The sequence below is a fragment of the Lachnotalea glycerini genome (assembly GCF_003201285.1).
Taxonomy (GTDB): Bacteria; Bacillota; Clostridia; order Lachnospirales; family Lachnospiraceae; genus Lachnotalea; species Lachnotalea glycerini.
In genome coordinates this window covers 124,731-148,918 of the sequence record NZ_QICS01000010.1, presented here as the reverse complement: position 1 = coordinate 148,918, position 24,188 = coordinate 124,731, and the positions used below count along the sequence as shown (strand labels likewise).

The window sequence follows — 24,188 nt, the reverse complement described above, 5'->3', positions numbered from 1 at the left end:
TAGATGCCTGCAGGAATGTCATTAGCAGTTGCACCTTGTATATTACTTAAAAACATATTATCCTGCTTGATTGTTCCTGCTGTATATCCCCTATAGGCGATTCTTATAATGGCACCATCACAGTCTACTTTATTCCAATTAGCAGTTCCATTCCATTGTGATACATCAATGATTTTTTTCTCCATCTCTATTAACCTCTCTTTCTACGTTTAAAAAGAGGGCGATTATTCACCCTCTGTACCTGAATTTGTTATATCTTCTACTTTCTTATTGACGATATCTAGTCCTTTGATTAAGAATGTTGGTACATTAGCTCCCATAGCAACTACGTTTTCCAAGATGCTGCGTAACTCATTAATCAAATATGTAGCCAACGTGAAATACCCAAACAGTACTACAAAGCCTAAATCAATTCCCACCATGTTTCCCATATCCTTAAATACAATGGAAACAAAAAAGGCAATACAAATCACCACCCAATACCAAACTTTCTTGAAGATTCCTTTTGCTCCGACTGCTGAACTTTCATTCTTCAAATAGTATTTTGCTTTGATAAAGCCGGTAGTATAATCTATGATATTGGCTACTAAAAATCCAAGGAATAGAAACCAGTATCTCCCTAATAGTGCAGCTCCAATTGTTGCAATTGTGCCATAAATTAAATTTGTTGTGTTATGAAATTCTGTTAATTTTGTCATAGTCCTTTACCTCTTTTCCTTTATTTGTTTTCTTCTATAATCTGCTGCATTTCTGCCTTTTGGCATAAAAATAAGACCTCTGCGGTCTTTGTATAAGTTTATATTTTGATTTAAAAGCACCCCGAAAGGTGCTTTTTATATTTTTTTAATTAACTAATATTTTTAATAATACACTTCTATTAGCCAATTTTTTGCTAAGAGTTTCATCATAGCTTGTAATTATAAATCCTCTATCATACTTTCTTGTTGTCAACTTACCCAATTGCTCTGTCGTTAAATCCATTACCCCCAATACCTCACCCGCAGTAATTGTAATAGCTTTATCCTCTATATCAGGATATAATATTCCGTTAGTACTCGTAATGTTGTTATTTGTGCCAACTATACTGGTGAAATTTACACATTCTTTAAATTCTGTAGGATTCAATGTGTCATATAACTCTTTGCTTAGTTCAAGTCCCATTGCTGCTGAAAGTGCCGTTTCAGAATCATCTGTTTCTAAATTATTTGCAATCTTAACTTTTGCCTTTCCATCCTCTGATACTTGCAAACCAGTACCAATCTTAATATGGCCTAATTTAGTATCTGATGCTACCTTATCTACATGATTATTAACTTCGCTGATACTCTTTTTGATTTTTCCCCACATCGTACTATTTGTATCAGTACTGTCAATTTGTGCTAGCTCATCTGGTTCGGTAATCTCTGCTATTTTTCCTGCATTTACATGAATATCGGTATTTCTTAAATGTTCATCTAAAATTGTAATATTCTCCCCAAATGATTCAATATTAATTTCCTGAATCTCTGGTCTTTTTAATCCGCTTTCTGTTATTTGCATATTTTTATCCTCCTATAATTAAATAAATTTTTAGTTCTAAATACAAATAACATTTTTTACGCTGTTCAGTCAGCTATTAATTTGTAGACAAAATATAACATGTATTAATGTATCATTGTGTATCAAGTTAAAGTACCGAATTACTATGATATTACAGGCAAATCACCCATTAAAGCTGTTACCAGCTTCCTGAATAGAGCTTATTTCATGTGAATAACCTATTTAACTTTTTTGCATGGCCATGAAAAAAATAAGCCCAAAGGCTTCATTTAATAGTTTTTTATAATTAATTCTTGATATCGCTCACCAGATGATTTCAAATTATGCTGTCTGTCAACTGCTACCATATTATACTCTTGATACAGCTCACGAATAAACTGACAATCATTATATGATAAAAGGCATTTTCCTTTCACTTTATCTAATGTTTCTTTTAGGCGAATATGATCCTCCTTTTCAAATTTATCATTGTAGTATTTTTCTGTCCCATAATATGGCGGATCCAAATAAAACAATGCCTCTTCCCTGTCATATGTTTTGATAAGATTTTGAAAATCTTTATTCTCTATCACAGTAGTTTGTAATCTATCTTTTACGCAAGATAAGTAATCTATGCTGTTCTCTAGCTTCTTACCTCTCATAGCGAAAGAGTTTAAATCTGTACCAAAGCTGTTTTTGATTAAAATAAAATACCTGGCTGCTCTTTGAATATCAGTCAGGCCTCTGGCATTGATTTGTTCTTTACTATCAAAGAACTGCTCTCTTGAAACTAACATCCATTCCAACTCTTTTTGTAGTGCTTCACAGTGATATTTTATGCAGCGATATAAATTAATTAACTCACCATTAATATCATTAAAAACCTCCATTGCTGCATGGCGTTCCTTGCTGAATAAAATCCAGCCTGCACCTCCAAATACTTCAATATATCTATCGTATTCTTCTGAATTTGGAAACTGTTCTAATATTTTTTTACGTAGTGACTTCTTGCCGCCAATCCACGAAATATAACTATTCATTATGTTTCATCACCTTTCTTATCTTTTGTATTGTGTTGTTGTATTGAGTATCATTGTAGGTGATATTCTAATAAAAAAGCATTTATGAATCTTCTATGGCTAAGTTACCACAATCAAGACTTTCCAATGCCAGTTTGACAGAACTTTGTAGCTTGTCCGGAACTTGTGTCATTGTTTTTTCGCCTTTGATAATTAAAAATGCATAAATATATTCCATACATACTCACCCCTTTCTTAAATTTTATTTATATGTTAAGCAGGAAGAAGTGAAAACTTCTTGCTATAACTCTTTTACTTTTTATTTAAATCTATTGTTTCATATATTTCAGCTATTGCCATCTGAGTTTTAGTTAGCTCCATTTTATATTTGCTAACCTCCTCTGTTAACTGCACTTGTATTTCCTGCTACTGTCATATTATTAAAATTTAATATTGTAGAAGCGGCTGCTGTATGTCCATGTTGACCTCCCCATTCGGTATTACCACGTAAACTATGTCCATGTGTGGCATTAAAGTCTGCAAAATCCGGAGCTTTGTTGGATTGTGTACCGCCTCCATACCGTGAAGAGCTTACACTGGTTCTTTGACTAAAAACGCCGGAACACGTTATACCACTTTCCCTTTCCGTTATGATATTTCCTATATACCCTGTCAGGCCGGTATCATTAGCAGTTAAGCTTCCTGCCGTATGAATGTGATTACCACTTTCATAAATTGCAACATTAGTACTGGCTGAACCACTCGGTTTACCTGTCCAGTTAAAGTTGTGAGTATGTGATGGTACATTCGATGCGTTTAATCTTGTTGTTGCACTTCCTCCAGTTTTTCCTGCCGCATTATAATTACTATTGTTCAAATCAACACCAACTGTAGTTCTCCCCTCTGCAAATCTCTCCCACTTTCCACCAAGAAAGACTTCTGGCGATACATCCTTTACACTTGTATATACGGTTCCGATTGGATAAATGGCATCAATTAACGCGCTTAAATTTACACTTGTAACACCATTTTGCACTTGTAATCCTTTTCCAATCTTAATATGTCCACTAGAAGTTGTAGTAGCTATACAATTTAAATGTTCATTCCATTTGGATTTATCTTCACCTGTTACATGTATGCTTTCATTTTCAATATGCTTTTGAAAGTCTAGTGCATTTGCATAACCCGAATCATACATTGTTATATTTACCTTATCGCTCTGGCTAAACAAAAGAATACTACGCAGGATTTTCTCATACACTTCCGATGTAGATGGTTCTATATACTCTGCTAGTGACCCTGCATTCGCATATAATACAAGAACCTCTTTTGTACCATCTGATGCGAATATCGCTTTTTCGCGCATGTAAAACCCTTCGGTTATATCCGTATTTTTAAATATTGCGGTAATCGTTACATCATTTTGAGCTGATATTGTAACACTATCAATAGCAACTTCCGCTACTTGGTGAATGGGTGAAACAATGGATTTCAAATCTGCTGAGGTACTTCCATCACCAAGTACTAATCTTGTAAATTGTATATTTTGTGTTTCTCCTGACAGCATCTTCATTAAGAACCGTTGTCCTTCTGTCGTTAACACATCATCAAATACAGCCATGTCTAACCTCCTATTCTAACAGGCTTTGAAAATTCAAATGAAGTATCCACTGTGGCATAAAATATATGAATCTTGGCTTCTCCATCTGTAATAATTTCAATGCTGTCAAGCCATGCTGACTTTCTTTTTATATTATCTAGCATTTTTAAAAACTCTTTTTGCTGTTTTCCATTAATACTTTGATTGGTTGCCTGTATTTTAAAATAACCCGGCTTTCCACCATATTCGTACCATTCCGCTTCTTTACCATATCCAAATACCGCTGCTGTTAATTCCTCAACTGCAGATGGTGTTCCGGCTCTTTCATACCAAGGCAGCGTATTCTTAATTAAAATCCTTTTAACATCAATGGAAAGATTTTGATTATAGTATTGTGTCCGAAATTCCAGAGCCAGTAAATCTAATATTTCATGTGGCAATTGGTCAATACATGCATAGACACAAGTATTCTTGGAATATTCCAAAGCTTTCTTAATTTGATTCGATAGAGCATAGCTAATGGCAATATTATCTGCATTTTTCTTTAGATTGTCCGGAAGAATATCTGTTATCTGACTATCGTATAAATTAATCATCTTCCAGTCCTCCATAAATAATATTTTTTGATACATGATTTGCTAGTGCAGTATTGGGGATAGCTTCAAAAACAGGGGATATTATCTCCACTCTTTTTGCGCCTGCGTCCACTATCTTAGAAATTAAATAAGAAGGGTTAATATCCCTTCCAATGACTGCTTTTTGCCATGAGATATAGCTTTGAATGGCAATATTCACTTCACTTTGAATCGTGGCTGCTTTGTTCGCATCACTTGTATTAATGTAGTAAATCAAATCAATATCATAGTCTGCCAATGTAGGAGCACCAACACTCACATAATCCGTCTGCGGCCTTTTCGTTCCATCACTAATATAGGCAAGTACTTCATTTGCAAGTGTTTCATTTGGTAATTCGCCATCATTTAGAATAAAACGGATATCTACCTTGCATGGCTCCGGTGTATCCACATAAACATCTGTAATGGAGGAATTATAATGCTTTACCCAGTACTTATAAGCATCCCCCGGACCTGCTACAGAATAAGAGGACGGAGCCAAGTAAATGTTTTCTGCCAGGCTATCATCCTCCTCTCTATCACTTCCTCCAGTCGAAATATCAACATTTGAAACTTTTGAAACAAAAGCAATCGGTGTAACCAACGTGTTAATACTTCCTGCCACATAACCATTATACTTACTTCCGATTTTGTCACACACAGCAGTAACCGTTACTTTTACCTTACCTGCCTTAATCTGTGCTGTTTCTTTTGTGTAAAAATAGATACCATCCCCTGCCGTTGCCCTAGTCCCCATTGGAATTGTAATAATTGATGGCTGTTCACCGGATAATTCAAACATTAATTGTACTGTAGCTGCATTCCCTTCATTTCGGTTAATTTGTTTCAGTGCTCCTATATTTTCCAGAAAATCTCCATACGAATATTTTAATAAGCTTTGCTTTCCTGCATGGTCGATATATTGATATACTTGATAGATTTGTAGTGCCGCTGCATATAAAATAAGTCGATCTGGATTTGCTTCTGTTAAAGAAATGGTTCTTCCTGTTTCCTCTTCATATTTTGCTGTAAAGTCATTAATCATCTCATTCACTACGGTTTCAAGTGTCTTATTCTCAATAAAGCTAATGTCAGGATAGTTTTGCAAAGTTTTCTTAATCGTGCTCATTTATTCTTCATCCTCCCCAACCTCTTTGTAATGATCAGCAGCTCCTAATAATATGATTGGTTCTAATTGCCCTGTATCATAATTGGTGTGATATGTGACATCCGCTACTTGTGCTCTTTTTTCCTATTTGTTCCAAAGTTTTTCTTGGTCTTACTCCTAGCATCGCATCAAGATTTATGGTAAATGTAATGCTTCTTAACTCTGCTCCATTAAACTCACTAAATGGCTTTCTCATAATTCGATTGTGCGTACTCCAACGGCCACTTACATTTTGTTGCATGTCAGAGAATGTTAAAATGCGCTGATCACTTGTCTGGAAAGTGATTAATTTTCCAAGATTTCCTATGGCCATGTTATCCCTACTTTCTCTTCCACCGCTTCAATGCGTTCTATAATTTGACTGAAAGTGATGGAAATACCTGCTATTTCATATTGAAGCTCTGCTGCCTTTAAACTTAATTTTTCTAAAAATTCAACCTCTGCATTATTACCTGAAATTTTCAGCAGCTCCTCTATACTTTTTTCTAAGCTTTTTAGCTTCATAACAAGTTCCGTTTGTGAAGAATCCAGTTCCGTTTTTTTACCGGATAATTTCATCTTAGGTACTTCGATTGCTGCTTCATAATTACAAGCCACATCTAGATAAGGAGCTGTCATTTTAGCCTGATTGACACCATTTAAATGTACATTAGCACCTTTTATCAGTAAATCTCCTGTGCCATCGTCATATCGAATTAGGGCAGCTCCAGGAGTCTTTGAAAGGTCTTTTCGGTATATTCCTTTTCCGCTCTCTGGCGGTTGATTGCCTTTTCCCCAATAAGTTCCTGTAACGAAGCCTTTTGTAGTTCCATTACTCAGTAAATTCACCTGAACATACTCTCCAACATTCGGCATAAAATACTCTGAATTTTGATTTGTGTATGGAAGCTCTGTACTAACTGCTTTTCCTTTATCCGTATAGGTAACTCTTAGCATTCCAGTTTGGTAATTTACGCTTGATACTTTTGCAATTCGAATATTAGTATTGCTCATTTTATCTTTCCCCCTTATGCTGGTATAGTAATGACAGTACCAGGGAAAATCCAATGTCCATTGTCCGAATTACTTTTCCCACGCTCTTTCGCCTTACTTTCAATAATATCTGTATTGGCATTATATAGTTTCGTGTAAAGAACTCCTGAACCGTAAAATCTGATTGCTAACGCCCATAGAGTGTCACCGCTTACAATCGTATATTGTGTGCCCTCTGAGGCAGCATTTTGGGTTGCTGTGCTTACTGCTTCAATGGAAACTGTTTTTATTCTTTTCTGAATGAAGCGAAGTGTTAAAGTCATGGTATAAGCTCCCCCAATATTATGTTTTACTTTATCCACATAATATCTGCCATTCAGATTACTTAAGCCTTTCACTTTTATAACTGTACTTGAATAAATATTGGGATTCGCCGGAATCGTTACACTCATTGTCGTTGCTTTTTTGTTCTCATTGTTTAAGATTGCAATACCCTTTGCTTCTGCTTCTCCTAAATTACTGGCTGTGACATTGATATTTTTTATCCGGTTTCCCTCTCCAATATTAACGATGTATTCACTGTTATCGGTTGGATCTGTAAAGCTGAATTTAGCTCCTGAATAGGTTCCTGCTATCGTTGTATTGTAGCTCCAGTTAATCATATCTTTTTCATAAATAGTTGCAACGCAGCCTTTGTTCTCATACGTCTCTTCATCAAAGATACAAATTTTATTGGAATATACTTTCATGGCCAATCCATACTCACTGCTAAGACTGTACAAAAACTTGCAATTGGTTTGATTATTTTGCTCTATACCTTCAACTGAAATTTCCTCTGCATCATAGAATAAACGGATTCCTGCATCCTCTGCTATTGTCCTTGCAATCTCTTTTAGCGTAACATTTTCCCAGGTTCTGGTTACCTCATCCGAGTTAAATGCATCATCTGTTGGAATACTGACTGCACTCATTGTACATGTCAATGGTCTTCCACTATAAGACAAATCATCCAGAACAAAACAGCCGCAATTTGTTGTAATGCTCTTTTTCTTTCCTGCAAAGTTTTGCCAATATTTTTGTTGAATTTTAGCTTTTAATGTATCTCCTTTGGATGGCTTCCAAGCTGAAAGCCATTTCTTATTACGATTAGACACAGTTATATTTATATTGTCTGATTCACCGCTTGCAACATCTGTAAAATCATATTTCTCTAAATAAGCGCTAATTTTATGATCCAGATTTTTTCCATCATAATTTACAATGACATTTGTCTGTCTTGGTTTTATGGTTGCCATTATTCGCTCCTCCAGTCCGGTTGTTCCACGGTTGCTTCACTCTCCGGTAACTCTGGAATATTTAATATAACTCCTTCCGGAAAAATAAAGTAATTCAGCGCTTTGCCATTTTGAGACATTAAGTAACCGGCATAAAATTCTGAGCGATAGACTTCTAATGCAATAATATCCCATGTCTGCCCTTGTATCGTTGTGTATGTGTTCATAAAATCCTCTTTTCTGGTCAAAGCTAAAATTTGTTCTGTAAAAAACTGCAAAATAATAGACCTCTCATTTGAAAGGTCTATCACATATCAATCGTTTATTATTTATTAATTGATTCTATTTATCATATTCTAATTATTCAACAAAATTTTTTACCATTTTATTGTTATTGATTTACTACTTCAAAATCTTCGTCTGCTACTAAATCTTTTTTAAGTTCATCAAAAGATGTTTGCCATTTTTCCTCTTTTCCAGAGTCATATTCTAAATCCCCACTTTCCGAATCAGTCGAATTTTGGGAGCCTTTATTTGAGCTAATAGAATCGTTTGATATATTAGAATCTTTGAAATAATTTTTTTCTAAATCTGCTACATAGTTTTGTATTGGTAGGTTTTTTTGATATACTGTAAATTCATAATTCCAGTAATCATCTTCAGAATCAAATTGGTTTATAATGGACATAGCATCATCTTTATTACTTGCGCCTTTCAATACTTCTTTTAATTGATCCAAATACTCCCATACCTCTTCATCTGTAACAGTGTAACCATTTTGAATGGCTGCTTGATATAATGCTTCTCTTTCTTTACAATATTCTATTGCTTTAATATTTGCTTCCTCTTCATCAAGACCAGATATCATAAAGAATTTTGTTGTTTGGTCTATCTCCGAATTTGTAATAACAGTATTCTTCCCTCTCGCATAAATATCATCTTCTTGTAAGTCATTCACATCTGCATTATTTTTAAGATAATCACCCCATTCAGCTAGTATAGACCCATCAGATGGTCTTGCTAAAACCGAACCTCCAATAATCAAACAAGACAAAAGTAAAATGATACCTAAGCTGTATTTTATTTTTTTGTTTTTAAAATTCATAATAATCTCTCCCTACTTCGTATTTAAAGATAAACTTACAGAACCCATATTATATGTTGGAGTAGCCCCACTACAATATACTTCAAAAGGTAGATTTCCAGTAACGTTGGTTGTATTTATATATTTTACTGAACTGGAATTTGTATAATAGAATCCTTCATTCCATTTTGAGGAGTCAAAAATCATACTACCTATGGTCCAGTCTGAAAAAGTTTTATCATTGGAATGTTTTACATTAAGTATATAAACTTCTGGACACGACGTGGCATACGCTCTCGTACATAAAACAGATTTTGAACGGCTGGTAAATTTATTATAGTTTCCGCTTTTAGTATAATTCTCACTATACATAACTTTCATATTGATGGATGACCACCCTCCTTCCGCTACTGCAAATAAATACGATTTAGTTGTAGAATTTGTCAGTGATTCCGCCTTTACGCTTACATTAAACATTGCAAAACACATTACGGTCATAAAAAATCCCACAATGAACTTTGTATTTTTCTTTTTACCCATATTATTATATTACCTCCTAAATATTATGATATTACTTTTTTATAGTATCGCTTATATGATATTGTGTCAAGTTTTATAGACGAAATCATATAAAGGATATACTAATTGCAGCTGTATCGTATGCATAGGTTATACTCATTAATATAATGCTGTTGTAAACTTTTTGATTATACAAAGCACAACCTGCCTATATCTTTCTCGTACCTCTGCATCATTGAATTAAATTCATCCTGACTCATTCTGCCTGCCTCTACAATATCCTGTTTGTTAGGTGTACCTCCATAAAATTGAAGCGTGGGACTATATGTAATGTGAGCACCACTTTGCGAATTGTAATTGGTTGTCTCCGCAGCTTCTAACCCATCAGACAGAGAAGAAAAACTATCCTCCTTACTTAGCATATTATAATCACTATATACTCCAAGCATCTCACCTGCTGTTTCCCATAGGCTAATTGCCCTTTGCGAACCATCAAGCGGTATTGCTGCCTCTGGTCCATCTTCCGCAAACCATGCAATGTGGGGAGTGTGAAAAATTCCACCATCAGCATGACCGTCTAGCGTTGCATAAGGGTCTTTAAATGCATAATTGGGGCTTCCACTGTTGCTTGTGTTTAGATTGACATTCACTGGCACATCAACGTTTAAGCCAATCCCAAATGTCGATTCTATTCTATTTTTTGTTGCTTGCCATGACGTATTGATGGAATCATCAATCGCAGGCTGATTCTGTGTGATCGCTGTCGCAATCGTTTCTGGAATATAAGTACCGTTTTCCTGCATTTGCTGCAGTACTTCTTTATACTCTTCGCTATTTGCAGCCGCTTCTCCTATGGCGGCAAACATAGCGTTTTCGTCACCAACTAGAATACCTATGCTAGATACATCCTTAATCCCATTGGATACCGAAGCCGGAACTTCTTTTCCTGCCTCTACAGATTGTTGTTTTAGTTCTTCTAATCCTGCAAGCTGTGGCTGCATACTGGTCCATAGCTCTTTTAATGCACTCTTTGTTGTCTTATCTAATCCATCAATATCCAACCATTGTGATATTTGATCATAGCTCCAACCATTGACTGCATTTCCACTCCAATCAATGTAGTTAATGGTTTCACCCAAAGCATTTTCCATATTGCTTTGCATCTGCGGAACCAAATCACCAATTTCATCTTGATACTGCTGCATGATGATATCTGTTTGAAAACTAGCTGCTTTTAATTTAATATCTCCTACCTGTTTAAGATAGTTTTCTTTTAATTCAGCACTTTGAGCATTATATTCATCTAAGCTCATATTTCCTTCGTCCAACCTTGTAATTAAAGCGGAATCAGCTTGAGCATAAGCTTGATCATAATCCGCAATTGCTTTCTCTGCTTGTTTTTGTATCTCACCTTGTAGATTTTGAAAGGCATCTGCATCAAGTTCGCCGCCACCATATTTCAACTGCAAAAGATTTAAGTTCGCATCAAAATTACTTCCTGCCACTGCGGATTGAATTTTTGCCATTTGTTGTTGCAGTTCTGTAATCTCTTTTACTTCATCCATATCAAGTAACCCATCTTGAAAAGCATCGGTGATTGTTTGGTTTAACTTCGCTCCAAGGTCTGCAAGCTCTTGCTGTTTATCTGCATAGAAGCTATTGACTTGATTAATCATATTATTTCCTTCTAAATCATCATCCGTCAGGACTCCAACGGCAAGATTAACGGCATATTGCCTTTGTTCTACAAAGCTTTGTACACCTGATATGTAAGACTGAATTTGTTCCTGATAATCTGATTGTTCCTTCGTATCAAGCTCCATTCCAATTGATACTTTCCAATTTGCGCGATTGATTGCTTCCACAGAATCACTTATTGTGGCTTGTATTCCATCTAATTCTTCAAATGCGGATAATGCTTCACGAACCTGCCCAAGATTATCGTTTGAAACTACGTAACTTGCAACTTCATTCAGTTCCTCCATGGAAAGTGCAATATCGCCAAAATGTTCTGCAAGATTTTGCTTTTTCATTTCCCGATTCGCTTTTTTAATATGAGTGATAATACCTGCTGCTCCCCCTATGGCTAACGCTACTGCTGTAATAGCTGCTGCAAAAGGATTTGTCAATACTAAGCCCAAGGCTTTAAAAGAATCAACTAAGCCCAAAATACCCTTTGCTACTTTATAAGACATAAGTGCTGACCCAATACCTACTAATGTAGAAACGATAACATCCGGGTTTTTTAGAATAAATTTAGCTACATTGATAAAAGGCTCTGAAAACTCATATATTGCTTTACCTGCATCCATAAGCTCTCTTTTTATAGTAGGAATATTATTTTTTATTGTTGTTGCAATGTTAGAAATAATATTGGTACTTTTTAGCTTGCTGTTGAGTGCTCCAACAAATTCAGTAACACCTTGTACACTGTCCCGAAGTGGAGTATTCATTTGTTCATAAATTTCAATTCCTAGACCTTCCATTCCACTTTTTAATAAGGTTACATCTCCATTCAGATTATCTATTCTTACTTCTGCCATTTGTTCAGCAGCACCTTGACAGTTGTAAATTGCTTCTGTCAATTTATCGTAATCACTTTCCGATGCATTCACAATGGCAAGTAATCCACTCATTGCCGTTTTACCTGCAATAGACTCTGCATTAATCGCTTTTTCGCTTTCTGTCATTTGTGAGAACGACCCTCTTAAGTCTGATATAATACTCTTTAAATCCCTCATACTACCATCAGTATTCGTTGTTGCTATCGTCATATCTCCAAATGCTGCTGCACTTATTTTGGCACCGTTTGTTGTTTCTGCAAATATTTTTCTTAAGTTGGTACCTGCTGCACTTGCCTTTATTCCTGAATTGGCCATAAGTCCTATTGCGATTGCCGTATCTTCAATACTGTATCCCAATGCTCCTGCCAAAGGAGCTGCATAAGAAAAGGTTTCTCCCATCATCCCTACATTCGTGTTTGAATTAGTCGCAGCGGCGGCAAGGACATCTGCAAAGTGTGCTGAATCGGATGTTTTTAATCCAAAGGCCGTTAATGCATCCGTTACGATATCAGAAACAGACCCTAAATCTTCTCCACTGGCTGCCGCTAGATTGAGAATTCCCTCTAATCCTCCCAGCATATCAGAAGTTTTCCAACCTGCCATTGCCATGTATTCCATTGCCTGTCCTACTTCTGTTGCACTGAATTTCGTATTTTCACCAAGCTCCTTTGCTTTTTCATTTAAAGAATTAAATTCTGTGTCTGTAGCTCCTGATAACGCTTTTACGGTAGACATTTGTTCTTCAAATGCTGTTCCTACTTGAATCGCTCCTGCTGCAACTGCTGTCACTGCTGATGCTGCAACCATTGCAACTTTTGCAGTAACCTGAAAGGCTTTTTTGGCTAAGTTTTCAATTTTATCAAAACCTGTTCCGACACTGTTAAATCCTGTTCTAAATGACTTATCTACCGTTGAAGAAGTGGAAGCGGCGGTCTTGGCAATTGCTTGAAGTTCCTTTTTTGTAAGCTTAGTGCTATTATAAAATGAATTTTCAATTTCTCCTGCGATTTTTATTGCCATTTCGTACTCTTTGTTCTTTGCCAATCTCACTCACCTCTTTTACAATTTCTTTTAACTCAAAAACAGACAGGTTAGATAAGTAATCTATTCCTGTCTGTAGACGTATTGATAATCTGATTATAATTTTTCTAAGCTCTTTTCCATCCTTAGGATTTAATCCGCTCCGTAAAAAAAACCTGTTACTCTGTTCTTGATCTTAATTGCATCCTTTGGACTTAATCCTTTAAAAAATTCCACTGGCTGACTCGTTGCAGAGGCCGCAATGATACAAGCATATTCTAAACTCATTTCCGGCATAACCGAAAACGAGCCGGAACGCTCTAATACTTTTTGTGTCGCGATCATGTCGGACGCAGTTAAGTTGTCTAATCCGGTCAGATCAATTTCTTTGTATTCTTTTCCCTCAAAGGAATAAGGCCTGCTAAATTGAACAATCCTTTCATTTTCAATAACCTCACTGTTTTCATCAAGTACTGCTACTACTTCTGTCTTATTTTTCTCCATTATATGTATTTCCTCACTTTCTCTAAGATATCTTTACCATTTACTTTGTAAATAAAATTCAGCTTGTCTAACTCAAATTTACTCTCACCATTTATTTCAATTAGAAAATAGAGAATTTCTAAAGTTACGGAGCAGTCCATTTGTGTTGCCTGTTCCACTTTTCCCGGCTTGAATTTTTTAAGTTTTCCTCTCATTGCAATTCTCATATTGGAAAAATCCACTGCTGTTGTCTTCTCGTCAAGCATCTGTCTTGTTGATCTTAAATTTAAATCAACCATTTCCGTTGGATCCATGAATGAGAATATGTCTTCATCCAAAGCCCGAAACGGTATTTCCTGCTCCAAGCTTCCGAACATACCTAAAATAGTAGTGTCAAATTCCCCTAATAATCCTGCGCCACTAATGCTGTCTGTCATGGCTTCAAAGTCCGGTAATGTAACACCTCCGCTTAATCCGATTAATTTATTTCCTGACTTATATACATTAAATGCATATACTACTTCTGGAATCATTTTTATTCACCCCCTAATGCCGTTTCAATCATGGTTGGATCAAATTCTAATATATTTAGAATATCCTCTGCAGGTGTATATGGTGCCAACCATTGCTTAAATTGTATTTTTCCTTCCAGAATCTGATCACTTGGGTTATCTTCAAGGTTAAACTGCATCTTGGCTCCGGCACATTTTCCCTGTGAAACGTAACTGTTACCTCTGATATTTTCTGCATCTACAATCGACTCAACAAGTGCATAATTTAATAGATTATCTACTTTTTCTTTATAGCTTAAAATAAAAGTATTTCCCCACCACGTAAAAAATCTTCTGCAACAGATCCATCTATCTTTTGGATCCGTGTTGTCAGGATAGCATGCCATGTTATTTCCCCAAGAGCGCCACCCTGAATCATTAATTGCAGTCACTATTCCTTTGCTGTTAAGTACATTTGCCTGTGCCTGATCTAGGTCTACCTCTGTTCCATCTTTTAGAACGGTTCCAGTCGCTCCTAAAATTTTATTCGATGGGGAAAGACTTGGCACATCATCATTCGTTGCATCAGTATAGGCTACTAACGCTCCGTAAATAGCTGAATAGTAGAACATTACACCATTAACAGAAATCATTGGCCAGAGTACAATTGAATGCTTACTGGTGTATCCATTCGATAATTTGCACTCTGCAACATCTGTATATTTTTTTGCTGTTGTTGTGTCTATATCAAGGATATTTTCGCAATTATAGACTTCATTGATTGCTTCACACTTTGCATCTAATGCTGCTCCAATTTCTGTAATATGACTCCATCCCGGTGCTAAAAGTAATCCCGGTACTAAATTGAATCTTGGATACACCTTTCTTACTAATTCTATTCCGGTTTCCTTTCCTGTCTCAGCATCATATCCACCAATTATATCAGCACTCGTTACCATTGTAGGATCAATACTTGTACTGTTAATTGTGAGTGTCACTGCTGCTGATGCAGAACCGGCTGCAAGCAATGACACTACTACATATCCGTCATCATCAAAGGAAAGAACATAATCAACATTGTTATATAATGTACTGTTTTCACTTTTTACTACTACCGTATCAAGTAAAATTCCCTTGATATTAATGAGTGCCTGACCATTCATAACAGAATAATCAACTGCTGCATTTGACTTTTTATGCTTTGCCGGATCCAGTACATTGCATAAAATAATCGGTGCTATATTAAAGATTTTAAATGATGCATCCATGCTTTGGCATAATGAATAACTTTCATAATCTGAACTATACCCCAAATAAGTCTGCGCCTCTTCGAAGCTATTGACTAAAAAAAGTTGATTCGCGGTGCTATAGGGATCATCCGCAAGATTAATTGGTGCTGTTCCGAATATGACTTGCAGCCCTGCCGAACCTTTCACAGGTGATGGGAAGCTTGTGGGATTTTCTTGTACTCGAATCCCATGTTTGTAAGTAGTTGCCATTCTCTGTTCCTCCTATTTTGTTTTAATTTTATTGTATACAATGCTTAAGGTGCTTTGGGGATTTCTTAACTCACTTCTAGCACCTGCAAGCTGCCCAATCGGTACAATCAAGTTGCTAATTAAGGGCTGCTTTAGCATTTCTTCTCTTAAATATTGTGGTATCCCATTGTTAAAAACAATATTTTGGGTAACTATATTTTCAATAGTAGGTCCAATATAAACAACCGTAGTTTTACAGTTCTCTTTTATTGTCTTTACCTCCCTCTCTGTGTCAGAATCTGACACAATAATTTCTTCGTTAATATTAGAAACTGCCTTTTTCATGAATATATTCCTTCCCTTTGTATGTTTGGTGCCTGCCAATTTAATTCCATACCACCAAAATAGTATGGATAGGTATCATCTGTTTGAAGTGCCCACTTTAACTTCTGATTCAATACATATTTCTTATTTAAAATAGGGCATTTTCTAAATCTACAAATAATATCTTGAATGACATTCAAAACAAAATCTGCCCCTTGTGCATTTGTATCATCGCTATAAATTCCAATGATTAAATTGATTGATACCGATTGTGTTATCTCTTCCTCTGACATTTCCCCATCCATTAATCGAACTAGTAAATATGGATAGGGATCAGTATCATCATCATCCATTTGCACTGGAAGATTTTGTTCCATGATATTTAATTTGCAATCATTTCCTTCTTGATTTTTGAAATTCATATGATTTAGAATTGTCTCTAATTCTGATGCTAAATCATGCCTAAGTTCCAATGGTGTCATGTTAATCACCCAATACCTTTTTAATATGTTTATCAATGTTTTCTTGCAAATCTTTGTATATATTTGGTTGCACTATGTTATAAACCTGTTTCTCATTTCCCACCATTTGAGGTATAGAGGGACTTAATAGCTTTCTTAAAAATTCTTTTTTAGGATTGCTTTTCATAGTTTTTCCCGGTACTCTTTGTACAACCGAAACATGGCCACTTTTAAATCTGACCACAAAAGCTTTGATATCTCCTTTTTCTAAATCTTTCATGGAATTTTTTCTAATTACTTTTGCTCTTGTTACATCCGGCCTGCTTGTGGGACTGGGAACCTTTGTCGGAGATGTTTTATAATCCATTAATTCCGTTGCTTCTCCGGTCGCTTTAATTGTTGCTACCAGACTTGCTTTTCTGGCATTTTCGATTTTCATATGTTTATTAAATCTTCCCTGCCTTGCTGCATAAGTCAATTGCGCTTGTTTCGTTATTCTTAATCTAGCTTGTTTCGCCGTATCATTTATGGCTTTTCTTAGTACATTTCTAGCATCATCCTCCATAGTTCCAAGTTTTTTTTCAATCTTTTCCAGTTCTCTTTCATCTAGCCTAATTTCAATCAACTTCGAATCGCCTCCAATGAAATCGAGTAAATGCCATCTTCATTTAACGCATCACTGACAAGATATTTTTGAGAATCAAACATCATTTGTCTTCCTATCTTTGGAAGTTTTCCAAACTCTTCTTGAGAAACGTAAAAAAGGGCTTGTTTTGTAAACAGTCCCTCTCCTATATTTGTACCACGTTTTTCTCGTTCAATCTGCTCGTAATTGTCAATAATAACATTCATGGTTTTGCCATCTACCAGATGTTCTTCACCAAACTCCTGTGGATGAATAAATAATTGATTGATATCTGACTGTATTACATCTTTAAATGACATTCCCATTATTTATTTCCTTTCGTATTTGCTGCTGTTTTAGCAGAACGGCCAATTGCTTCTTTTCCTTTCTTAACTTCCTCCGGAGAATACTCTTTTATCTCTTCCTCTGATTCAGTTGCACCGGTGCAACTTTCCTCTTTCACCAAATTATCTTGTGTTTTGTCAGCTTCTTGTTGTGGCGGTTCTTCCATTTCTTGTGACTCATCTTTTGCCCATTTTGCCGTCCCTGCTTCCAGCCATGCTTTTACCATTGCTTCACTATGTGCTGGTAAGATATCGCCTACTTGATATTGATGTGACTCAAATAGAATAGGGTACAATGCGATTAATCTCATATTATCCCTCCTATCCTAATAATTTTACAAGTACTTTTGTTGTGTCTATTCCCGCTGCTTGCACTGCATATCCCGCAGGTGTATTTCCATCTTGTGACAGTGTAATTTGTGTTCCATCATAATATACGGCTGCCCCAAATAAAATATCATCGGTTTGTAATTTTGGCATTTCGTATACTCCTACCACATGGAGCGAACCTATCTCATTGTTTCCAATATCCTTACCGGCAATGCCGATTCTTGTATCTAAGGTTACAATCGTATCTGCTTGGATCATCTCACCTGTTGTGTTTTTATAATCCAAACTTTCTCCTCTTTGCCAATAACTTGCTTTACTCATATGATTCTCTCCTTTCTATTAGAGACTGTTAGACAATTCAATTCCCGGATTCTTAATTAAACCGCGATAATCCATAACACTGATCCCCCAATCTAAGTAAATATCCCAAATAAAGCCCAAGGTTCCTGGTGTTTCCATTCTTCGAATGGTTGGAACTTCCTGACCATTTAAGTAATCTACTTCGATGGAATCGGTATCTGCTTTATCACCAACTATAAACCACGGCATTTTTCCATTCTTCACTAATACATTAAGTGTTGGATCTTCAACTACTTCAATCATACTTCGATAACGGTATAGAGGATTTGCTGCCTGTGTGTTTCCTGAAGTATGTATAGTTGGACTTTCAAATAAAGCGTACATATCAAAGGAATAGCCAATCGGAACAACAATATAAGCCGGACGAACAATAATTGCTTCACCAAACTGATCAGTCTGCAATTGAAGTGCCATAAACATTTTCTGTACTGCTTCTTGTGTAATGCCGGTACCCATAGTAATTAAGTTCTTATGTAGCGCACTAAACAATGCAGTACCATCATAGATAGCAGGATTATTCACCATAATTTGATAAACTTGTTTGTTAATTGTCTTTCTTGCAGACGCTGCATATTTAGATGGAATCTTACTTAGGAAGTCAATGTCATCATTGATAAATGCTTCTCTTGTCATAGTAAATTGGCGGCCATAAGTTGATATCTGCTGCAGCCATATCGTACACTTCACAATCCAGATAATGATTGTCGGCATGGGATGTTTTCTTTATCCAAGCTTGCGTTACTCGATTACCTACTTTGGTTGTAACTTTATGTTCTGCTGTGACTTAATTTGCATATTCTCTGTCACAGTCTTTATGCACCATCCAAGCACCTCTGCCATTCTCTTTCATCATTCTTCCGGCAATCATATCTTTATACTTTCCACCATCTACTAATACAAGAACCATTCCATATGCCTTGGAATCTGGTTTATTTACTTTGCTTAATTTATAGTGAGACAGCATTGGTCCAGATGAACCTTTACAAGGTAAAGCCCAATCACTGTTCATAGCACAAAAATCGTACACCTCATCCGTCTGATCTCCTGAATCAATAAAAGCTAACTCTACAAGCATCCTTGTTCAATCGCTTTTTTGATATTCCAGATTCATAACTCTTTCTACTTCTGCAAAAGAATAAGCTTGGCCATGTGCAATCTCTTGACTGGTTATATGATCTCCCCATGCTCTTATCACCCAATAAAGGCTTGTTTCTTGTACATCCACTCCGCCAGTAAGCATTTTAGCCCAATCTGGGATAACAAATTCTTCGTACTCTGTTTGCCTTTCCATTACCAAATCGGCATTGGTTTTTAATTTCGTATCTTCCCACGGCTCAGCTAGCCATGAATTTACAAAGTTTTGTAGAAGTTCAGGATCACCTTGCGATTCTAGCCACTCTTTTGTGGCATCTGACCATTTCACAAAAACGCTATATAATGAATTAAGCCAGAACGATACGCTTTTTGCTTAGCCAGTGCTACTTTTCTTTACTGCTCTCCACTCTCCTTTTTTAAGCATATTTGGCTTTTGTTTATCTTCGATTCCACATCCGCAAGCTTGACATACATAGATTGCTGTACTGGCTCTTTGGGATATTGTCATCTTCTTTTCTTTGTCCTCTGCAAAGATTACCTGCGCCCACTTTAATTCAATAAATTCGCCACAGTGAGGACACGGCACAAAGTAATGTCTTTGTTCTTCTGCTGCCTCATGCAATCTCCAAACGTAATTACTCTTTAATGTTGGTGTGGAGCAAGTATATATTTTTCGTGCATGTCGAAACGTCTTCGTTCTTTCCTTTGCCAAATTATAAGGAGAAGCCTCTTTCTTAGAAGCTCCTCCCATTTTGTCTATTTCATCAAATAGTAAATATTTAATTGCCTTTGATGCCAATTGTCCAGGAGAACCAGCACTCCTAAGATATAGATTCATTCCCTTGAATTTCAGGTTTAATTCTTTTGAATTCCCCTCAAAGAAACGTTCTCTGATTGCTGGACTTTTGCGAAATGCTGGCTTTAATTTGTCATTTGAAATATCCTTTGCCAAGTTATCATTTGAATATACAATCATAGTTGGCGATGGATTTTGTGTCACAATATATCCAACCATATTTATTAATGCTTCTGTTCCTCCTACCTGTGTTGGCTTGCAAAAATTAATTTCATCTATGTAAGGATCATTAAAAGAATCCATAATTTCTTTTAGATAAGGAGTTACATCATTGGACCATTTACCTGGTAATGCACTTGCTTCGTCAAGAACACGATATTTCTCTGCCCATTGGCTTACTGTTAATTGCTCAGGTCTTGCAAGTGTCTTTCTTAATACACGTCTGAACAGATTATTTGTTTTTTGCCTTGAACGTATTGTCTCATTACTCACTCCCTCACCTTCTCTTACTCCTCGTCTTCTGGTTCCTCATCATCATAATCCATATTATTATCGTTGTTAATCACATCTGGATCATACTCTGATAATTCTTCTAATGTTTCTAACATTTCATAATTTAATATTTCTGTTATTTTGTTAATATCTTCTTCTCCAACCATTTGAATTGCTATTTTAGATGGTATCGACATTAATCTATTTTTAAAATTTATCAGCATTTCACTCAAAAAGAACTCCACGTCTGTTGCTTCGTGAAGTTCTTTTTTTAACTTTCTTAGTTTCAATTTTGATATTTTTTTTTTAATTCTTTCGTGCTCTGCTTGTTCTTTCTCTTTAATGACTAATGTACCCGTTCCCACTTCCGCTTTTATCTTAAAGTCAATGTACTCTGGAATACACTTTTCGAGGCAATATCCACGGCCATTTTCAGCGAAGTTAAAAAGACCTTCTTCTCTTAATTGCCGAACTCTTCTATCCGTGATTCCAAGCATGTTTGCGAGCTGTTTTTGATTTACAATCATTGAATAAAATCACCTCATTTTTCACCTTAAAAATCTATCTAAAAAACATAATCTTTTTTTGCTATTTTCAGAACCAAAAAGCGGAAGGAAGTGCATAACTTTTTTTACCGGAAAGTGGAAAACTATGCGCTCATTCTGCCCCGAGGGGGAGGGTAGGGGTGGAAAGTACCTTTTTTAGTTTAAGATTCACACTCTTGGCTTCAATTACCACTTCTTATTCTTCGTTTTGAAGTGTGAAAAAAGCACCCCTAGGGATGCTTCAGTTTTGATTTTAATATGTAATCAATTGAAATATTGAATCCAACCTTCAAGATGCACTCTACTATCACTAGTAAAAACTACTCTTATAGTTCCACCACAATCCTTAAGTAGATAAGAATAGGATGTATAACAACCTACATTTAATGTTTTTCTATAATATTTTACAGTCTTCCATTCATTTCCAACCAAACGTTGTACCTCTAAAGTTGCACGATTATTGACATAATTTTGATATGTGGATAAACTAATTAACATATCTCCATTACTTTGTAATGTGCCTGTAGAATATGATCTTGTGTAATTATCAATTGAAATTTTTTTACAATAAACTGCATAACAAGTTGTAGAAATCAAAAATGTCAATACTAACACCATTACTATTAATTTTCTTGCTCGCTTCATTAAAACCCCTCCTAATTGTGTTTATTTAACAAATTGTCTAGTTATATAATCATATTACTACTATATTCTTCATTTGTAAACACATTTATCACAATTTATATTTATGTACTGAAACATATACCAAACACTCCGAATCGTAAATTGCAGGGTGTGTCAAAAATGGCTCTCCGTTTTATAGAGACTACAGTTTATAGTGTTAATACGCTGTTAACTTTTGTAGGAGGACATTCATGTATTTTTGAATATCACAATAACATAATAAATCATAATAACGTCCTTTGTGTTACCTTTTTTCGGAAAGAATTTTAAAGAAGATTCTCCTACTCTCGTAAAATTGTCTTCTCCCGCATGGTACTTTCATGTAATCATAAGATATACCTTGTGTGACATTCTTTAATATGTACTGATAGATATATGGATTTGCTTCAATGGCAGACTGCTCAATTAATTCATTTTCCTTTCTAAATTTTAAAATACGCATTGCTTTTGCCTCTGTCTGGCTTCCAATGCTGTTTCCTTTTGGCATTCCATCCGTATTGATGTTTGTTAATCCATACATACTATTTATATCATCTTCTCTTTGTTTGTAACGCTTACAAAAATAAAATAATTCTTGATATAAATCATCATCTATATTGTATTTCATTAATTTTAATTTTCTTTTATTTGGCAATTTATCACCTCTTTTCTTACTTTGCTAACGCCTAGTTTATCGTTATAATTTTTGTATTAAAAAATACCGCTTCATTTACTGAATACGGTACTTTTATATTACTTTATTTAGTTTTTTCAGAGGACTAAACAGCTTAGAATATTTATTAAAATGCTAGTCTTGTAATGTAAATCCAAAAGTAACGGGAAGAAGAACTAAAATAAGTCCTGCACAAAACATAGTTATAATTATTCCAAAAGCTATAAGAGCTATCATTACTGATGGTTCAATACGTTTTCTAAAAATTATTGTTGCTATGACTAAAATTATTCCAATAACACATCCTGACAAAGATAAAATTAAATACAAAAGCATCTACCTCTCTTTTTACTTTACTATTTTGTGAATGATATTTTAACATCTATTACATTTAAAGCACCTGTGTTTTGAGAAAACCATGCATAGTTATTAGCACTAGTAGTGATGATATCTTTATAATCATCTGTGCTTAGAGAAAAATCAAAAGTATCTGTTATTGTAACATTGTAAGTTGCAAGAACTGTTCCTGCAAAGTTAACTTTGGTGCTTGCATCAGTATAATGTAATGCATAAAATAAATCTGCATTATCACTTTTTTCAAAGGCAATTCCTGCGGGTGCCTTATTATTTTTCACTTTTTTTAAATAACTTGTAAATGCAGATGATGTAACAATTTTTTTTGCGAATAATCCATTTGGTGATATTTGAGTTTCGGTATAATTTTTACCTAAAACAGAGTATTCAAGTAATTTAGCTGTACATGTATTTCCTTTTTTTTCCATATATTTTGCACCTGCTAACCATATTGCAGATACCTTAGTACTGGTGCTTTTATTACATGGAATTTGATTTAAGGATTGCGAGTTTTGATTTTCTAATTCTTGTATATTATCACCTATATATTGATTTAACTCTTCGGCAGTCATTGTATCAAATTGATTGCTAAGATTCTCCAAATAGTAATTAGTGTCATTTGTTACATTACTAAAAGCTTGTGATGTTGATCCAGCAGAAAAGGTTAAACAAATTGCTAAAGTTATACTTACGGCTTTTTTTAATATTTTTTTCATGATATGATATTACCTTTCTATGTGCTTTTTTATCTATCTTTATAGACATATTAAATTATACAACAATAGCTAATGTTATACAAACAATATTTATTTTTAAGCAAATAGTAATATAAACATACCGTATTCAGTTGTCAATGTACAATTACTTAATTAAAGACTAAATTATTGTATCTATCTAAAACTCATAAAATGCTTTATAATATACTAATAATATAGGCTTTGACATTTTCTACTTTGATTAAATGTTTACTTGCAATTTCATGCAACGGTTTCCATAGATCTAAATTTTTGATGTGTTCTCCTTTTGCACCAATCCAGTCTGCTTGATACCATTGGTGCATCCATGTATTGATGCCGTTTTGTAGGTAAGCCGAATCAGTATAAATGATAATGTCACAAGGTTTTTCTAGTATCTCTAAAGCTCTATAACATGCCATAAGATAAAGTTGATTTGCCGTAATATTAACTTCCTTTTCTATCTCTACTCTGGTGATCGATTCTTGCTTCTTTTGGAGCATATACTCAACTACATAGCCGTAGTATCCGGCACCCACGTTGGCGCTTTTGATGGTTGTCTCTATGTAAATATTTACGTCAAACAAG

General features: G+C 35.2%; 31 protein-coding genes and 1 pseudogene. All 32 read right to left on the bottom strand.

The genetic code is table 11. The features are described 5' to 3' along the window. A partial coding sequence (locus tag C8E03_RS16670) for a GH25 family lysozyme (protein ID WP_278321195.1) occupies nucleotides 1-185 on the bottom strand: 185 nt, incomplete at its 3' end. A gap of 39 nt (nucleotides 186-224) precedes the next feature. Beyond that, nucleotides 225-698, bottom strand: coding sequence for a phage holin family protein (locus C8E03_RS16665; protein WP_110291637.1), 474 nt, complete (start codon nucleotides 696-698; stop codon nucleotides 225-227). Nucleotides 699-843: 145 nt separating this feature from the next. Further along, a complete protein-coding gene (locus tag C8E03_RS16660) occupies nucleotides 844-1,539 on the bottom strand; it encodes a hypothetical protein (RefSeq protein WP_110291636.1) in 696 nt (231 codons plus the stop codon). Between the two features lie 269 nt (nucleotides 1,540-1,808). Then, on the bottom strand, nucleotides 1,809-2,558 hold the full coding sequence (locus tag C8E03_RS16655; protein ID WP_110291635.1) for a DNA adenine methylase: 750 nt from the start codon (nucleotides 2,556-2,558) through the stop codon (nucleotides 1,809-1,811). A gap of 82 nt (nucleotides 2,559-2,640) precedes the next feature. Next, nucleotides 2,641-2,775: a CD1375 family protein gene (locus C8E03_RS22625; protein WP_278321194.1), complete on the bottom strand. Its 135-nt coding sequence runs from the start codon at nucleotides 2,773-2,775 to the stop codon at nucleotides 2,641-2,643. A 153-nt stretch (nucleotides 2,776-2,928) separates the two neighbouring features. Beyond that, a complete protein-coding gene (locus C8E03_RS16650) occupies nucleotides 2,929-4,158 on the bottom strand; it encodes a phage baseplate protein (protein ID WP_110291634.1) in 1,230 nt (409 codons plus the stop codon). Nucleotides 4,159-4,160: 2 nt separating this feature from the next. Continuing rightward, on the bottom strand, nucleotides 4,161-4,733 hold the full coding sequence (locus C8E03_RS16645) for a phage tail protein (protein WP_170123035.1): 573 nt from the start codon (nucleotides 4,731-4,733) through the stop codon (nucleotides 4,161-4,163). Next, nucleotides 4,726-5,880 (bottom strand): baseplate assembly protein, encoded by a 1,155-nt coding sequence (locus C8E03_RS16640; RefSeq protein WP_242993611.1) that lies wholly within the window; start codon nucleotides 5,878-5,880, stop codon nucleotides 4,726-4,728. Before C8E03_RS16640 ends, C8E03_RS16645 begins: the two co-directional genes overlap by 8 nt. A 76-nt stretch (nucleotides 5,881-5,956) precedes the next feature. Beyond that, nucleotides 5,957-6,232 carry a phage tail protein gene (locus C8E03_RS16635; RefSeq protein ID WP_110291632.1) on the bottom strand — a complete coding sequence of 92 codons (276 nt, stop codon included), beginning with the start codon at nucleotides 6,230-6,232 and terminating at the stop codon, nucleotides 5,957-5,959. Then, on the bottom strand, nucleotides 6,223-6,912 hold the full coding sequence (locus tag C8E03_RS16630; protein ID WP_110291631.1) for a hypothetical protein: 690 nt from the start codon (nucleotides 6,910-6,912) through the stop codon (nucleotides 6,223-6,225). Before C8E03_RS16630 ends, C8E03_RS16635 begins: the two co-directional genes overlap by 10 nt. Nucleotides 6,913-6,926: 14 nt before the next feature. Next, nucleotides 6,927-8,186: a LysM peptidoglycan-binding domain-containing protein gene (locus tag C8E03_RS22515; RefSeq protein WP_110291630.1), complete on the bottom strand. Its 1,260-nt coding sequence runs from the start codon at nucleotides 8,184-8,186 to the stop codon at nucleotides 6,927-6,929. After that, on the bottom strand, nucleotides 8,186-8,392 hold the full coding sequence (locus C8E03_RS16620; protein ID WP_110291641.1) for a tail protein X: 207 nt from the start codon (nucleotides 8,390-8,392) through the stop codon (nucleotides 8,186-8,188). Before C8E03_RS16620 ends, C8E03_RS22515 begins: the two co-directional genes overlap by 1 nt. Nucleotides 8,393-8,556: 164 nt before the next feature. Continuing rightward, nucleotides 8,557-9,270: a hypothetical protein gene (locus tag C8E03_RS16615; RefSeq protein WP_110291629.1), complete on the bottom strand. Its 714-nt coding sequence runs from the start codon at nucleotides 9,268-9,270 to the stop codon at nucleotides 8,557-8,559. 12 nt (nucleotides 9,271-9,282) lie between these two features. Beyond that, on the bottom strand, nucleotides 9,283-9,789 hold the full coding sequence (locus C8E03_RS16610; RefSeq protein WP_110291628.1) for a hypothetical protein: 507 nt from the start codon (nucleotides 9,787-9,789) through the stop codon (nucleotides 9,283-9,285). A 167-nt stretch (nucleotides 9,790-9,956) separates the two neighbouring features. Then, nucleotides 9,957-13,376, bottom strand: coding sequence for a phage tail tape measure protein (locus tag C8E03_RS22270; RefSeq protein WP_242993608.1), 3,420 nt, complete (start codon nucleotides 13,374-13,376; stop codon nucleotides 9,957-9,959). Nucleotides 13,377-13,505: 129 nt separating this feature from the next. Continuing rightward, nucleotides 13,506-13,856 (bottom strand): phage tail assembly protein, encoded by a 351-nt coding sequence (locus tag C8E03_RS16600; RefSeq protein WP_110291627.1) that lies wholly within the window; start codon nucleotides 13,854-13,856, stop codon nucleotides 13,506-13,508. Continuing rightward, a complete protein-coding gene (locus C8E03_RS16595) occupies nucleotides 13,856-14,368 on the bottom strand; it encodes a phage major tail tube protein (RefSeq protein WP_094376309.1) in 513 nt (170 codons plus the stop codon). The genes C8E03_RS16600 and C8E03_RS16595 overlap by 1 nt, the downstream gene beginning before the upstream one ends. Nucleotides 14,369-14,370: 2 nt before the next feature. After that, on the bottom strand, nucleotides 14,371-15,825 hold the full coding sequence (locus C8E03_RS16590) for a phage tail sheath family protein (RefSeq protein ID WP_094376310.1): 1,455 nt from the start codon (nucleotides 15,823-15,825) through the stop codon (nucleotides 14,371-14,373). A 12-nt stretch (nucleotides 15,826-15,837) separates the two neighbouring features. Then, nucleotides 15,838-16,149, bottom strand: coding sequence for a hypothetical protein (locus C8E03_RS16585; RefSeq protein ID WP_110291626.1), 312 nt, complete (start codon nucleotides 16,147-16,149; stop codon nucleotides 15,838-15,840). Then, nucleotides 16,146-16,610 (bottom strand): hypothetical protein, encoded by a 465-nt coding sequence (locus C8E03_RS16580; protein ID WP_110291625.1) that lies wholly within the window; start codon nucleotides 16,608-16,610, stop codon nucleotides 16,146-16,148. Before C8E03_RS16580 ends, C8E03_RS16585 begins: the two co-directional genes overlap by 4 nt. A 1-nt stretch (nucleotide 16,611) precedes the next feature. After that, the gene (locus C8E03_RS16575) at nucleotides 16,612-17,214 is read right to left on the bottom strand and encodes a hypothetical protein (protein ID WP_242993607.1); all 603 of its coding nucleotides are present in this window, start codon (nucleotides 17,212-17,214) and stop codon (nucleotides 16,612-16,614) included. Then, nucleotides 17,211-17,540: a hypothetical protein gene (locus C8E03_RS16570; protein WP_242993605.1), complete on the bottom strand. Its 330-nt coding sequence runs from the start codon at nucleotides 17,538-17,540 to the stop codon at nucleotides 17,211-17,213. Before C8E03_RS16570 ends, C8E03_RS16575 begins: the two co-directional genes overlap by 4 nt. After that, the gene (locus C8E03_RS16565) at nucleotides 17,540-17,869 is read right to left on the bottom strand and encodes a hypothetical protein (RefSeq protein WP_110291624.1); all 330 of its coding nucleotides are present in this window, start codon (nucleotides 17,867-17,869) and stop codon (nucleotides 17,540-17,542) included. Before C8E03_RS16565 ends, C8E03_RS16570 begins: the two co-directional genes overlap by 1 nt. A gap of 10 nt (nucleotides 17,870-17,879) precedes the next feature. After that, nucleotides 17,880-18,209 (bottom strand): DUF2190 family protein, encoded by a 330-nt coding sequence (locus C8E03_RS16560; RefSeq protein WP_110291623.1) that lies wholly within the window; start codon nucleotides 18,207-18,209, stop codon nucleotides 17,880-17,882. Between the two features lie 18 nt (nucleotides 18,210-18,227). Then, nucleotides 18,228-18,959, bottom strand: a complete 732-nt coding sequence (locus C8E03_RS16555) for a phage major capsid protein (RefSeq protein WP_207657813.1) — start codon at nucleotides 18,957-18,959, stop codon at nucleotides 18,228-18,230. Beyond that, a pseudogene (locus C8E03_RS22770) lies at nucleotides 18,856-19,671 on the bottom strand (terminase gpA endonuclease subunit). The gene C8E03_RS16555 and the pseudogene C8E03_RS22770 overlap by 104 nt, the downstream one beginning before the upstream one ends. 45 nt (nucleotides 19,672-19,716) lie before the next feature. Further along, entirely contained in the window at nucleotides 19,717-20,631 is a 915-nt protein-coding gene (locus C8E03_RS22765) for a phage terminase large subunit family protein (RefSeq protein WP_330410850.1), read from the bottom strand. 14 nt (nucleotides 20,632-20,645) lie between these two features. Further along, nucleotides 20,646-21,158 carry a DNA-packaging protein gene (locus C8E03_RS16545; protein ID WP_110291622.1) on the bottom strand — a complete coding sequence of 171 codons (513 nt, stop codon included), beginning with the start codon at nucleotides 21,156-21,158 and terminating at the stop codon, nucleotides 20,646-20,648. A 282-nt stretch (nucleotides 21,159-21,440) separates the two neighbouring features. Then, on the bottom strand, nucleotides 21,441-21,821 hold the full coding sequence (locus tag C8E03_RS16540; protein WP_110291621.1) for a hypothetical protein: 381 nt from the start codon (nucleotides 21,819-21,821) through the stop codon (nucleotides 21,441-21,443). A gap of 283 nt (nucleotides 21,822-22,104) precedes the next feature. Further along, the gene (locus tag C8E03_RS16535; RefSeq protein ID WP_110291620.1) at nucleotides 22,105-22,494 is read right to left on the bottom strand and encodes a hypothetical protein; all 390 of its coding nucleotides are present in this window, start codon (nucleotides 22,492-22,494) and stop codon (nucleotides 22,105-22,107) included. A gap of 374 nt (nucleotides 22,495-22,868) precedes the next feature. Then, nucleotides 22,869-23,582: a hypothetical protein gene (locus tag C8E03_RS16525; RefSeq protein WP_110291618.1), complete on the bottom strand. Its 714-nt coding sequence runs from the start codon at nucleotides 23,580-23,582 to the stop codon at nucleotides 22,869-22,871. A 197-nt stretch (nucleotides 23,583-23,779) separates the two neighbouring features. Then, nucleotides 23,780-24,187: an RNase H family protein gene (locus C8E03_RS16520; RefSeq protein WP_110291617.1), complete on the bottom strand. Its 408-nt coding sequence runs from the start codon at nucleotides 24,185-24,187 to the stop codon at nucleotides 23,780-23,782. Between the last annotated feature and the right edge of the window lies 1 nt (nucleotide 24,188).